This window comes from Nonomuraea sp. C10, from assembly GCF_008017515.1.
Lineage (GTDB): Bacteria > Actinomycetota > Actinomycetes > Streptosporangiales > Streptosporangiaceae > Nonomuraea > Nonomuraea ferruginea.
On the sequence record NZ_VPFF01000001.1, the window covers coordinates 1604449 to 1617320 of the forward strand.

A 12872-nucleotide genomic window follows, 5' to 3' on the forward strand; every position below is an offset into this window, starting at 1 on the left:
TGCCCGGGTGAGTCACCCGTAACGAACGCACAGCGCCGATCCGCCTCTGTGCGTAACCCCGGGTTCCTACGTTCGAGTCAGCTCAGAACGTAGGAGGAATGATGGCGCGCTGGATCGCCGAGTGGCATCCCGACGACGCGGCCTTCTGGCGGACCACCGGCCGGAAGGTCGCCCGGCGCAACCTGGTCTTCTCGATCCTGGCCGAGCATCTCGGTTTCACCGTCTGGACGCTGTGGAGCATCGTGGCCGCCCGGATGGGCGCCTACGAGTTCACCACCGACCAGCTGTTCTGGCTGGTCGCGCTGCCGAACCTGATCGGCTCCGTGCTGCGGGTGCCGTACACGTTCGGGCCGGCCAGGTTCGGCGGACGCAACTTCACCGTCGTCAGCGCGCTGCTGCTGGTCGTGCCCGCCGTGCTGCTCGGGGTCGCGGTGAGCAGCCCGGACACCCCGTACTGGATGTTCCTGCTGATCGCGGCCACGGCCGGGGTGGGCGGCGGCAACTTCGCCTCCAGCATGGCCAACATCACCTACTTCTACCCGCGGAGCAAGCAGGGCGTCGCGCTCGGCCTGAACGCCGCCGGGGGCAACATCGGCGTCAGCTCGGTGCAGCTCGTGATGCCGCTGGTGATCGGCGCGTTCGGGCTGGCCGCCGCCGGGTGGTTCTGGCTGCCGTTCGTCGTGGTCGCCGCCGTCTGCGCCTGGTTCTTCATGGACAACCTCACCAGCGCCAAGGCCAGCCCGCGCGAGCAGCTCGCGGTGGCCGGCAAGGCACAGACGTGGGTGATGTCGTTCCTGTACGTGGGCACGTTCGGCTCGTTCATCGGCTACTCGACCGCCTTCCCGCTGCTCAGCACGAGCCTGTTCCCGGACGCGCCGTGGGCCGCGGTGGCGTTCGCCGGGCCGCTGATCGGGTCGCTGATCCGGCCGGTGGGCGGGTGGCTGGCCGACCGGCTCGGCGGGGCCCCGGTCACGTTGTGGAACTTCGCGGCCATGGGCGGCGGCGTCCTGCTCGTCTGGGCGGCGTCCGGATCGGGCAGTTTCTGGCTGTTCTTCCTCGCCTTCCAGACGCTGTTCCTGACCGCCGGCATCGGCAACGGCTCCACCTACCGGATGATCCCCGCGATCTTCCAGGCCAAGGCGGTGGCGGAGAAGGGCGACGACGAGGCGGCGCTGCTGCACGGCAAGCGGCAGGCGTCCGCCGCCATCGGCATCATCTCCGCCGTCGGCGCGCTCGGCGGCTTCCTCATCAACCGGGCGTTCGGCATGTCGTTCGCCGCCACCGGCAGCCCGGCGGGCGCGTTCCTCGCCTTCGGCCTCTTCTACGCGAGCTGCGCCGGCCTGACCTGGTGGTGCTACCTGCGCACCGTCGGCGTCTCTCGGGTGGCCAGCCTCGCCCACGCGAGGGTCTGACCGGATGGCCGAGCCGGTGAAGACCCACTGCCCGTACTGCGCGCTGCAGTGCGGGATGGCGATCAGCGCCACCGCGTCCGGGATCACGATCACGCCGCGGACCGACGTCCCTGCCAACGCGGCCGGAGCCCTGTGCCAGAAGGGCTGGACCGCCGCCGACCTGCTCACCAACGGCGCCCGCCTGACCAGCCCGCTCCTGCACGGGCGGCCGGTGGACTGGGACGTGGCGCTCGGCCACGTCGCCGACCGGCTGTCCGCCATCAGGCTCGAACACGGCCCCGACGGCGTGGCCGTGTTCGGCGGGGGCGGGCTCACCAACGAGAAGGCGTACCTGCTGGGCAAGCTCGCCAGGGTCGCACTCGGCACCAGCCAGATCGACTACAACGGCCGCTTCTGCATGTCGTCGGCCGCCGCCGCCTCGATCAGGGCGTTCGGCATGGACCGCGGCATGCCCTTCCCCGTCACCGACCTGGCCGGGGCCGACGTGGTGCTGCTGGCGGGCGCCAACCCGGCCGAGACCATGCCGCCGTTCGTCCGCCACCTGGACGGGCCGCGGCTCATCGTCATCGACCCGCGCCGCACCGCCACGGCCAGGCTCGCCTGGCTGCACCTGCGGCCCGCGCCCGGCACCGACCTGGCGCTCGCGCTCGGCCTGTTGCACCTGGCCGTCGCCGAGGACCTGGTCGACGCCGCGTATGTCGAGGAGCGCACCAGCGGGTTCGACGCCGTACGGACCTCGCTCGCCGCCTGGTGGCCGGAGCGCGTCGAGCGGATCACCGGCGTGCCCGTGCCGCGGATGCGCGAGGCCGTGCGCGCGCTCGCGTACGCGAAGAACGCGTACGTGCTCACCGGGCGCGGCGCCGAGCAGCACGCCCAGGGCACCGACACCGTCACCGCGTTCGTCAACCTGGCGCTCGCGCTCGGCCTGCCCGGACGGCTCGGCTCCGGGTACGGGTGCCTCACCGGGCAGGGCAACGGCCAGGGCGGCAGGGAGCACGGGCAGAAGGCCGACCAGCTCCCCGGCTACCGCAGGATCGACGACCCGGCGGCCCGCGAGCACGTCGCCGGCGTGTGGGGCGTCGACCCCGGCGACCTGCCGGGTCCTGGGCGGTCGGCGTTCGAGCTGCTGGAGGCGCTCGGCACACCGGCGGGGCCGAAGGCGATGCTGCTGTTCGGCTCCAACCCGGTCGTGTCCGCGCCCGACTCCGCCCGGGTCGCCGAGCGGATCCGGTCGCTGGACCTGCTCGTCGTCTGCGACGTGGTCATGTCGGAGACGGCGGCGCTGGCCGACGTGGTGTTCCCCGTCACCCAGTGGGCCGAGGAGACGGGCACCATGACCAACCTGGAGGGCCGCGTGCTGCTGCGCCGCCAGGCGGTCCGGCCGCCGCCCGGCGTGCGGAGCGACCTGGAGGTCATCGCCGGGCTGGCCCGCAGGCTCGGCCACGACTTCGCCGACGAGCCGGGCAAGGTGTTCGAGGAACTGCGCCGCGCCAGCGCGGGCGGCCCGGCCGACTACTCGGGCATCACGTACGACCGCATCACGGGAGAAACGGAAGAGCCCCGGGAAACCCGCGATGAGGGAGACGTCCCGTACGGAGGAGAGGCCCGGGACCGCGCGGATGATCGGGGCGGGGCGGAAGTCGGGGTTTTCTGGCCGTGTCCCGAGCCGGGGCACCCGGGGACGCCGCGGCCGTTCCTCGGCTCGTTCGCCACCCCCGGCGGGCGGGCCAGGTTCGTGCCGGTCGAGCACCGGGGCCCGGCCGAGGAGATCGACGACGACTACCCCGTCTACCTCACGACGGGCCGCGTGCTCGCGCACTACCAGAGCGGCGCGCAGACCCGCAGGATCGCCGCCCTCGCCGCCGCCGTGCCCGAACTGTACGTGGAGCTCCACCCCGATCTGGCCGGGCGGCTGGACATCGGGGCGGGGGACCTGGTGCGGGTCACCAGCAGGCGCGGCCAGGGACAGGGCGTGGCCAGGATCAGCGACGCGATCAGGAGCGACACCGTGTTCATGCCGTTTCACTGGGAGGGGGCGAACCGGCTGACCAATCCGGCGCTCGACCCCACGTCCCGGATGCCGGAGTTCAAGGTCTGCGCCGTACGGGTGGAGCGGGTCACATGAGGCTCGTCGTCGTCGGCAACGGGATGGCGGGCGCGCGCCTGGTCAGCGAGGTACGGGCGCGCGACCCGCGGATGCCGGTCACCGTGTTCGGCGCCGAGCAGGGCAGCCCCTACAACCGGGTGCTGCTGTCGAACGTGCTCGCCGGGCAGGCCAGGCCCGAGCAGCTCGGCCTGCACGACCTGTCCTGGTACGACACGCACCGGGTGGAGGCGGTGCTCGGGAGCGCCGTGGCCTGGATCGACCGCGAGTCGCGCGCCGTGCACACCGCCGACGGCCGGCGCGCGCCGTACGACCTGCTCGTGCTGGCCACCGGCAGCGAGGCGATCGTGCCGCCCATCCCCGGCGCCGGGCGCGCCATCCCGTTCCGGACGCTCGACGACTGCGACCGCATCGTCAAGGCCGCCGCCGACAGCCGCCGCGCGGTGGTGATCGGCGGCGGACTGCTCGGCGTCGAGGCCGCCCGCGGGCTGGCCGGGCGCGGGCTGCCCGTGACGCTGCTGCACCTGGCCGGCCACCTGATGGAACGGCAGCTCGACCCCGAGGCGGGCCTGGTGCTGGGCGAGACGCTGGCCGGGCTCGGCGTCGAGATCAGGACCGGCGCCAGCGCCGTCGCCGTCGAGGACGGCGGCGTCCGGCTGGCCGGCGGCGAGCTGGTCGAGGGCGACCTGGTGGTGCTCGCCTGCGGCGTCCGCCCGCTCACCGCGCTGGCCGCCGAGGCCGGGCTGGAAGTGCGGCGCGGCATCGTGGTCGACGACGAGCTGCGCACCGACGACCCGTCCATCCTGGCCATCGGCGAGTGCGCCGAGCACGACGGCACCGTGTACGGGCTGGTCGCGCCCGCCTGGGAACAGGCCGCCGTGGCCGCCGACGTGATCACCGGCGGCGCGTCGCGCTACCGCGGCTCCCGGCTGGTCACCCGGCTCAAGGCGAGCAGCGTCGAGCTGGCCGCGATGGGCGAGACGCACCTCACCGACGAGCAGGCCGAGGTGGTGCGCTTCAGCCACCGGGCGCGGGGCACCTACCGCAAGCTCGTCATCCGCGACGACCGGCTCGTCGGCGCGATCCTGCTGGGCGACACCGACGCCGTCGGCACCCTCACCCAGCTCTACGACCGCGGCGGGCCGCTGCCGGGGGACCGGGCCGGGCTGCTGTTCCCCGGGCCGGCGCCGGCGGCGAGAGCTGACAGCCCGACGCTGATGCCCGACGCGGCCAAGGTGTGCCACTGCAACGACGTGACCAAGGGACAGATCAGGGCGTGCTGGGAGGCGGGCGCCAGGGACGTGGCCGGCGTGGCCGCCGCCACCAGGGCCACGACCGGCTGCGGTACCTGCCGTGACGCCGTGGCGGGCATCGTCGGCTGGCTGTGCGAACAGGAAGGGGTTCCCGCATGAGGAAGATCGTCGTGGCCGGGTACGGGCCGGCCGCCCACCGGCTCGTGGAGGCCCTGCTGGAGCGGGGCTTCGACGGGACGATCACGGTCATCGGCGAGGAGCCCAGGCCCGCCTACGACCGGGTGGCGCTCACCTCGTACCTGGACGGCGTCTCGGCCGAGGAGCTGTCCTACCCGGTGCCGCCCGGCGTGGTGACCAGGCTGAACAGCCGCGTCACCGGCATCGACCGGCGGGCCCGCCGGGTGACCGTCGAGGGCGGCGAGCCGGAGCCGTACGACGTGCTGGTGCTCGCCACCGGGTCCAGGCCGTTCGTGCCGCCGGTGCCGGGGGCCGGGCACGCGCACGTCTACCGCACCATCGACGACCTGGACGCGATCAGGGCGGCGGCCGAGGGGGCCACCGACGGCGTCGTGGTCGGCGGCGGGCTGCTCGGCCTGGAGGCCGCCGACGCGCTGCGCGGGCTCGGGCTGCGCACCCATATCGTGGAGATGAGCCCGTGGCTGATGCCCCGCCAGGTGGACGAGGGCGGCGGCGCGGTGCTCAAGGGCCACATCGAGGCGCTCGGGCTGAGCGTGCACGCGGGCTCCGGCGTACAGGAGATCGTCACCGACGGCCGGGGGAAGGTCACCGGCCTCCGCACGCCGGACGGCGCCCTCGTCGAGGCCCAGATCGTGGTCTTCTCCGCCGGGGTCAGGCCGCGCGACGAGCTGGCCAGGGAGTGCGGCCTGGCGGTGGGGGAGCGCGGCGGCGTCGTCGTCGACTCCGCCATGCGCACCTCCGACCCGCACATCTACGCCGTCGGCGAGTGCGCCCTGCACGACGGCATGGTGTACGGGCTCGCCGGGCCGTGCTTCACCATGGCCGAGGTCGCCGCCGAGCGGATCACGGGCGGCGGGGCGGCGTTCGGCGGCGCCGACCTGTCCACCAAGCTCAAGTTGCTCGGCGTCGAGGTGGCCCAGTTCGGGGCCATGGAAGGGGCGCTCGACGTCACCTACATGGACCCGGTGGGCGGCGTCTACAAGAAGCTGTTCATCAGCGACGACGCCACCACCCTGCTCGGCGGCATCTGCGTCGGCGACGCGTCCCCGTACGGCACGCTGCGCTCCTACGTCGGCAAGCCGCTGCCCGCACCCCCCGCGGACCTGCTGTTCGCCGGCGGCGGGGTCCAGCTCGACCTGCCCGACGACGCGCAGGTGTGCTCCTGCAACAACGTCAGCGCCGGCGCCGTCCGCGCCGCCATCCACGACCAGGGCTGCGCCGACGTGCCCGGCGTCAAGGCGTGCACCCGCGCCGGCACCACCTGCGGGAGCTGCGTGCCGATGCTCAAGCAACTGCTGGAGAAGGCCGGCGTGGACACCGGCAAGGGGCTGTGCGAGCACTTCGCCCACTCCAGGGCGGAGCTGTTCGACATCGTACGGGTGCGCGGCATCCGCACGTTCTCCCAGCTCATCGCCGAGCACGGGGAGGGCCGTGGCTGCGACGTGTGCAAGCCCGCCGTGGCCTCCATCCTCGCCTCGCTGCACAACGGGCACGTGCTGGAGGGCGAGAACGCCGCCCTGCAGGACACCAACGACCACTTCCTCGCCAACATCCAGAAGAACGGGACGTACTCGGTCGTGCCGCGCATCCCCGGCGGCGAGATCACCCCCGGCAAGCTCATCGTCATCGGCGAGGTGGCCCGCGACTTCGGCCTCTACACGAAGATCACCGGCGGGCAGCGGATCGACCTGTTCGGCGCCCGCGTCGACCAGCTCCCGGAGATCTGGCGCAGGCTCGTCGACGCCGGGTTCGAGTCCGGCCACGCCTACGGAAAGGCGCTGCGCACGGTGAAGTCGTGCGTCGGCTCGGCCTGGTGCCGGTACGGGGTGCAGGACTCGGTCGGCATGGCCATCGCGCTGGAGCTGCGCTACCGGGGGCTGCGCTCGCCGCACAAGCTCAAGTCGGCCGTCTCCGGCTGCGCCCGCGAGTGCGCCGAGGCCAGGTCCAAGGACTTCGGCGTCATCGCCACCGAGCAGGGCTGGAACCTGTACGTGGGCGGCAACGGCGGCTTCAAGCCCCGCCACGCCGACCTGCTCGCCGCCGACCTGACCGGCGAGGAGCTGATCAGGACCATCGACCGGTTCCTGATGTTCTACATCCGCACCGCCGACCGGCTGCAGCGCACCTCCGCGTGGCTGGAGTCGCTCGACGGCGGGCTCGGCTACCTCCGCTCGGTCATCATGGACGACTCGCTCGGCATCTGCGCCGACCTCGACGCGCACATGGAGCGGCACGTCGCCACCTACGCCGACGAGTGGCGGGCCACGCTGGAGGACCCGGACAAGCTCGGCCGGTTCGTCAGCTTCGTCAACGCACCAGGGGTCCCCGACCCGTCCATCGTCTTCGCGACAGAGCGAGACCAGATCAAACCGGTGGTGATGTCATGAACTGGATCGGCATCTGCGGCTACGACCTCCTGCTGCCCGAGCGCGGCGTGTGCGCGCTGGTGGACGGCGAGCAGGTGGCGCTCTTCCGCACCTACGACGGCACGGTGCACGCGCTGGGCAACCGCGACCCGTTCAGCGGGGCGTACGTGCTCTCACGCGGGATCGTCGGCACCAGGAAGGGCGAGGCGACCGTCGCCTCGCCGCTGCACAAGCAGGTGTTCTCGCTGGTCACGGGGCGCTGCCTGGACGAGCCCGCGGTCGCGGTCCCCGTCTACCGGGCGCGCGTCCGCGACGGCGCGGTGCAGGTGTCCGTCAGTGTTCCGCCGTCCGGCGCCCGCGCTCAGGATCGCGGGCTCGTGTCGGTGGGCGGGTAGACGTGGGCGCCCGGGTGAGTCGCCGGGAGCACGCAGCGTCGGCCGGCGTCGACCGCGGCACAGCGCTCGGCCTCCTCACGCAGGGGCAGGGGCTCGGGCTCCGTGCTTAGGTTCGCCTTAATTTGCGGCACTGAAGGGACGCTATAGGCGACGCCTCGCCAAATTGGTATCGAGGTGGCAACGATCGCACCTCTGAACGATCTCGACAAATCGGGTGAACCATTCGTGTGAGTAATCCGCAGCCGGTAAAGGACTCGTCCGGACTGGATCAAGCGCGCATTCCCGGACGACCGGGGCGGGCATCACTGCGGCCATGAGCATGAAATTCCTGCGCAGGGGCGTCCTGCTGGCCATGGTCGTTCCTGCCCTCCTCACCGCCGGCTGCGCTGCGGGCGGCACCGGACAAGCGATGAAGGGCGCGGCGAGCCCCGCCTCGCCGACGGGCACCGAGACCGGCATGACCGAAAGCCCGATGCCCGGCGAAACGGGCACGGCGACACCGACCGAGACCGGCAAGGGCTCGCCCCGTTCGGTGGTGGAGAAGTTCTACCAGGCGCTCGCCTCGGGCAACGGCGAGCAGGCCGCCAAGATGTTCACCTCGGACGGCGTGGCGGCGGTGCAGGGACACGAGACGGCGGAGGGCACGCAGGCGCTGACCGAGCTCTTCAAGGGTCAGCAGGGCGCCGGCGGCACGCCGAGCATCGAGGAGTCGGAGACCATGGGCAAGAGCGCCTTCGTCTTCGCGAGTTCCGGACAGGGCGCCGAGGCGACCCGCGGGTTCTTCCTGCTGATGAAGGACAACGACTCCTGGAAGATCGACCGCTACATGAGCAACAGCGCGTCCTGAACGAGGCGACGGCGCCCGGCACGCCGGGCGCCGTCGCCCGGCTTGTCCGCATACGGTGGGAGCCATGCAGGATCTCTCGCGGTTCCAGCATCCCCGGTTCGCCCGCGCGTACGACCGGATGAGCCGGCGGGCCGAGCCCGTCACGGGCGAACTGCGCACCCGCCTGCTGGACGGGCTGAGCGGCCGCGTCCTGGAGGTCGGCGCCGGCAACGGGCTCAGCTTCCCCCACTACCCGCGGGGCGTGCGCGAGGTCGTCGCGGTCGAGCCCGACGACGTGCTCCGCGCCGCCGCCGAGCGGGCCGCGGCCACCGCCCCCGTGCCGGTACGCGTCGTGCCCGGCCACGCCGGGGCGCTGCCGTCCGGGCCGGTCGAGTTCGACGCGGTGGTGGTCTCGCTCGTGCTCTGCTCGGTCCCCGACCCGGCGGGCGCGCTCGCCGAGCTGCGCAGGGTGCTCAAGCCCGGCGGCGAGCTGCGCTTCTTCGAGCACGTGCGCTCCGACCGGCCCGTCCGCGGGCTGCTGCAGGACCTGGTCACCCCGCTGTGGTCGCGGGTGGCCGGCGGCTGCCACCCCAACCGCGACACGGCGGCGGCCATCGGAGCCGCGGGCCTGGTCATCGAGGAGCACGACCGGTTCACCCACCGGATCCCCGGCGCGCCCCCGCTCGCCCACATCCTCGGCCGGGCACGCAACCCCTGATCACGTGCCGCCCGGCAGCCGCGGGCTGATGCGGCCCTGGTCGACCAGGGCCAGATAGGCGGCGAACGCGCCGTGCGTCCACATCGCGGCCTGCGACGACGTCAGCGTGACCTCCTCGCCCTCATGCGTGCGGAGCACGTAGCCGTCGGGCGACTCGCGCCGCCACTCGGCCAGCATCCCCTCGTGCACGAGGACGTCGAGCATCCCCGTCAGGTATTCGCGTCCGGTGGCGAACACGGCGCGGGCCTCCTCGCATCTCGCCGGATCCCCCGCATGGCCCCTCAATTCTGCGTCGCGCGGGCGGGAAACGCACCGCCCTCGGGAACCTGGGACCGCCGGGCGGTGTATCACGGCCGGAGGTGTGACATGAGAAGGTTGATGGTCATCCTGGCCGCCGCTGCCGCGCTGATCGCGGGCGCGCCCCCGGCCTCGGCGTCCGGCGGGTGGGCGCTCACGTATCTCGATCCGGTGCCGTCCTCGCTGGCTCCCGGCACGTCGTACACGATCGGCTTCTGGGTCCTGCAGCACGGCACCCACCCGTTCGAGGGCGAGCTGGGCCCGACCGCGCTGCGGCTGACCGGCGCCGACGGCCTCGTCCGCGAGTTCCCCGGCAGCCCTTTGCCCGAGCCCGGCCACTACGCGGCCGCCGTCAACGTGCCCGAGGGCGTCCACAAGCTGACCGGCGTGCAGGGGATGTTCCAGCCGTACGAGATCGGGACCCTCACCGTGCCGGGCCGGATCGAGATCAACCCCCTCGACCCCGAGCTGGTCAAGGCCCTTCGTGAGCCGACCGTGGACTACTGGGGCGTGATCCGTCCCCCGGGCATCCCCGACCTCGAAGGCGTACCGGAGGCCTCCCCAGTCCCTCCCACCGCGGCATCCGCCCCCACCGCCTCCGCTGCACCCGCCGCCTCTGCCGCGCCCGCCCCAGTAACATCCACCGTCGGCGTCCCCCCGTACACACTCCTGCTCGCCGCAGCAGGCGGCGCTCTGCTGGCGGTGGCGGCACTGCGGTTGCCGCGCCGAGGACGCGAACCGGACCCGCCAGTCGACGACAAGGCGGACACGATCGTCATCTCGGGGTAGGCGTACGCCGCGCTTCAGGGGTGATCACGGGCGTTCCCCGTACGGACTGCTGGCGGTTGCGGCGGGTGGCGGGTTGCTGGCGGTGGTGGCGCTGCGGTTGCCACGCCGGGGGACGCGAGCCGGACCCGCGGGTCGGTGACAAGGCGGACACGATCGGGGTAGCGCCCGAACCGCTCTGGAGGTGATCACGGACGTCCCCGTACATGATGCTGCTCGCCGCAGCGGGTGGCGGGTTGCTGGCGGTGGTGGCGTCGGGCGGGAGCTGGTCCGCAGGTTGAGGACGAGGCGGAGACGATCGTCATCTCCGGGGAGCGCCCGCCCGCTCTGGAGGTGATGTTCCGCGCACGTCGTCGCTGTCGGCGGCGGGCTGCTCGTGTCGGCCCGCGGTGGCCATGGCCGCGCGCGGGCCGTGCGGGTGTGTGGCGTGGTGCGGGCGGTGTTTCGGCTCGTGGGGTTCGTAACGGGTGTGGCAAAGGGCTCGGACAGGGGGCTGGACGGCGGTGGGTAGATCTTGTCAGGGCGTCGGGGGTCTGAGAGATTGCTCGTACTTTGTCAGCCCCCCGGAGGTCACGCGTGCCACCCTTACGCCCGGCCCTCATCGCCGCCGCCCTCATCGTGGGGACGGCCACCCCCGTCCAGGCGGCAACCGCTCCAGAGATCACCGTCGAGAACGGCCGCACGCAGCCGGTCTTCTCCTACGCCGACGCCATCCGCGAGCACGTGTACGTCGAGTCGACCGTCGACAGCGACGCCGACGGCAGGCTCGACCGGGTGCGTGTCGACATCATCAGGCCCAAGGAGTCCGGCCCCGGCCTCAGGGTGCCCGTCATCATCGACGAGAGCCCGTACTACGACAACTCCGGTCGAGGCAACGAAGGCGAGCGGAAGGTCTACGACGACGCCGGCAACGTCGTGAAGTTCCCGCTCTTCTACGACAACTACTTCGTGCCGCGCGGCTACGGCGTGCTCAACGTCGACATGCTCGGCACCACCAAGTCCGACGGTTGCCCCGACGTCGGGGGCAAGGCCGACGTGCTGGGCGGCAAGGCCGTCATCGACTGGCTCAACGGCCGCGCCAAGGCCTACCGCGCCGACGGCAGCCCCGCCGTCGCCGACTGGACCACCGGCAAGTCCGCCATGATCGGCAAGTCGTACGACGGCACGCTCGCCAACGCCGTCGCCGCCACCGGCGTGCGCGGCCTGGAGACGATCGTGCCCATCTCCGCGATCAGCTCCTGGTACAAGTACCAGCGCTCCAACGGCGTCATCTACAACTACGACTACGCCTCCTGGCTGGCCAACTACATCGACACCGACCCCGAGCCCAAGTGTCAGGCCGTGCGCGACCGGATGGACGCCGAGGACGGCGACGACACCGGCGACTACAACGCCTTCTGGGCCGAGCGCGACTACATCAACGGCCTGCTCGGCGACGTCTCCAAGGTACGGGCGAGCGTGTTCGTCGCGCACACCGTCAACGACCTCAACGTCAAGCCCGACAACTTCTCCGAGTGGTGGGAGGCGCTGGCCAAGCGCGGCGTGCCCCGCAAGATCTGGCTCGGCCAGACCGCCCACGTGGACCCGTTCGACTTCGAGGGCCGCAGAGGGCTCTGGGTGGACACGCTGCACCGGTGGTTCGACCACTGGCTGCACGGCGTGCGCAACGACATCATGCGCGAGCCCCGCGCCGACATCGAGGTCGCTCCCGCACAGTGGATCACCGAGCGCGACTGGCCGGCGCCCCGCGGCCACAAGCTGACCCTGCGCCCGGCCGCCGACGGCTCGCTCCGCCTCCTGCCCGGCAAGAAGGCGACCGCGAGCTTCACCGACGTGCGCATGACCGAGTCCGACATGGTGTCCGACGTCGGCACCGCCAAGCCGGGCCGGATCGCGTACACCACCGGTGAGCTGCCCCTCGACCTGCGCCTGTCCGGCACCCCCGTCGCCGACCTGCGGGTCAAGCTCGACAAGCCGACCGCCAACCTGACCGCGCTGCTCGTCGACTTCGGCGACGACACCCGCGTCGACTGGCGGCGCGGCGGGGGCATCACCACCCTGACCGAGGAGGACTGCTGGGGCGACAGCACCGCCGGGGACGACGCCTGTTACCGCAAGGTCGTCACCAACACCGTCAACCGGCCGGTCGAGATCGTCGCGCGCGGCTGGATCGACGTGCAGAACCGCCTCTCGCTCAGCCGCTCCGCACCGCTGCCCGTGGGCACGTACGGGAGCGTCAAGTGGGAGACCCTGCCGCAGGACTACATCTTCAAGAAGGGACACCGGATCGGGCTGGTGATCGCCGGCACCGACTCGAACTACAGCAACGAGACGGGCACCGGGGCGAACGTCACCGTCGACCTGTCCAAGAGCTCGATCGCGTTCCCGGTGGTGCTCGGGACGCCGCTGGAGAGCGTGCCGCAGGACAGGGCGAGGTTCATCGGACCGCGGGAGCTGACCCTGCCGGAGCCGGAGCGGGAGTTCTCGTTCTTCTGACCTGACCTGCCGCAGTGACCG

At 72.3% G+C, this 12872-nt stretch carries 10 protein-coding genes; 9 read left to right on the forward strand and 1 reads right to left on the reverse strand.

Going from position 1 to position 12872, the window contains the following annotated elements; translation table 11 throughout:
• Nucleotides 1-101: 101 nt before the first annotated feature.
• The 7 genes from FR742_RS07320 to FR742_RS07350 all read left to right on the forward strand — a co-directional run bounded on the left by FR742_RS07320 (nucleotide 102) and on the right by FR742_RS07350 (nucleotide 9272).
• Complete coding sequence (locus FR742_RS07320) at nucleotides 102-1412, forward strand: MFS transporter (RefSeq protein ID WP_148030231.1); 1311 nt, start codon at nucleotides 102-104, stop codon at nucleotides 1410-1412.
• Between the two features lie 4 nt (nucleotides 1413-1416).
• A complete protein-coding gene (locus tag FR742_RS07325; protein WP_148030232.1) occupies nucleotides 1417-3537 on the forward strand; it encodes a molybdopterin oxidoreductase family protein in 2121 nt (706 codons plus the stop codon).
• Nucleotides 3534-4928: an FAD-dependent oxidoreductase gene (locus tag FR742_RS07330; protein ID WP_148030233.1), complete on the forward strand. Its 1395-nt coding sequence runs from the start codon at nucleotides 3534-3536 to the stop codon at nucleotides 4926-4928. Before FR742_RS07325 ends, FR742_RS07330 begins: the two co-directional genes overlap by 4 nt.
• Nucleotides 4925-7354 carry a nitrite reductase large subunit NirB gene (gene nirB, locus FR742_RS07335; protein ID WP_148030234.1) on the forward strand — a complete coding sequence of 810 codons (2430 nt, stop codon included), beginning with the start codon at nucleotides 4925-4927 and terminating at the stop codon, nucleotides 7352-7354. Before FR742_RS07330 ends, nirB begins: the two co-directional genes overlap by 4 nt.
• Nucleotides 7351-7728, forward strand: a complete 378-nt coding sequence (nirD, locus tag FR742_RS07340; protein WP_148030235.1) for a nitrite reductase small subunit NirD — start codon at nucleotides 7351-7353, stop codon at nucleotides 7726-7728. The genes nirB and nirD overlap by 4 nt, the downstream gene beginning before the upstream one ends.
• A 313-nt stretch (nucleotides 7729-8041) precedes the next feature.
• The gene (locus FR742_RS07345) at nucleotides 8042-8575 is read left to right on the forward strand and encodes a DUF4878 domain-containing protein (protein ID WP_148030236.1); all 534 of its coding nucleotides are present in this window, start codon (nucleotides 8042-8044) and stop codon (nucleotides 8573-8575) included.
• Nucleotides 8576-8639: 64 nt separating this feature from the next.
• Nucleotides 8640-9272 carry a class I SAM-dependent methyltransferase gene (locus tag FR742_RS07350; protein WP_148030237.1) on the forward strand — a complete coding sequence of 211 codons (633 nt, stop codon included), beginning with the start codon at nucleotides 8640-8642 and terminating at the stop codon, nucleotides 9270-9272.
• Here the strand turns inward: FR742_RS07350 and FR742_RS07355 are convergent, their stop codons facing one another.
• Nucleotides 9273-9509 carry a hypothetical protein gene (locus tag FR742_RS07355; RefSeq protein ID WP_148030238.1) on the reverse strand — a complete coding sequence of 79 codons (237 nt, stop codon included), beginning with the start codon at nucleotides 9507-9509 and terminating at the stop codon, nucleotides 9273-9275.
• A gap of 129 nt (nucleotides 9510-9638) precedes the next feature.
• Here FR742_RS07355 and FR742_RS07360 point away from each other — a divergent pair, with 129 nt between their 5' ends.
• Nucleotides 9639-10358, forward strand: coding sequence for a hypothetical protein (locus FR742_RS07360; protein WP_148030239.1), 720 nt, complete (start codon nucleotides 9639-9641; stop codon nucleotides 10356-10358).
• 573 nt (nucleotides 10359-10931) lie between these two features.
• Nucleotides 10932-12851 carry a Xaa-Pro dipeptidyl-peptidase gene (locus FR742_RS07365; RefSeq protein WP_148030240.1) on the forward strand — a complete coding sequence of 640 codons (1920 nt, stop codon included), beginning with the start codon at nucleotides 10932-10934 and terminating at the stop codon, nucleotides 12849-12851.
• Nucleotides 12852-12872: the final 21 nt, after the last annotated feature.

What these genes read in the sequence shown, in the direction of transcription:
- FR742_RS07320 (WP_148030231.1), top strand. Translation starts at nt 102, where the DNA reads ATGGCGCGCTGGATCGCCGAGTGGCATCCCGACGACGCGGCCTTCTGG.
- nirB (WP_148030234.1), top strand. Translation starts at nt 4,925, where the DNA reads ATGAGGAAGATCGTCGTGGCCGGGTACGGGCCGGCCGCCCACCGGCTC.
- FR742_RS07330 (WP_148030233.1), top strand. Translation starts at nt 3,534, where the DNA reads ATGAGGCTCGTCGTCGTCGGCAACGGGATGGCGGGCGCGCGCCTGGTC.
- FR742_RS07360 (WP_148030239.1), top strand. Translation starts at nt 9,639, where the DNA reads ATGAGAAGGTTGATGGTCATCCTGGCCGCCGCTGCCGCGCTGATCGCG.
- nirD (WP_148030235.1), top strand. Translation starts at nt 7,351, where the DNA reads ATGAACTGGATCGGCATCTGCGGCTACGACCTCCTGCTGCCCGAGCGC.
- FR742_RS07345 (WP_148030236.1), top strand. Translation starts at nt 8,042, where the DNA reads ATGAGCATGAAATTCCTGCGCAGGGGCGTCCTGCTGGCCATGGTCGTT.
- FR742_RS07350 (WP_148030237.1), top strand. Translation starts at nt 8,640, where the DNA reads ATGCAGGATCTCTCGCGGTTCCAGCATCCCCGGTTCGCCCGCGCGTAC.
- FR742_RS07325 (WP_148030232.1), top strand. Translation starts at nt 1,417, where the DNA reads ATGGCCGAGCCGGTGAAGACCCACTGCCCGTACTGCGCGCTGCAGTGC.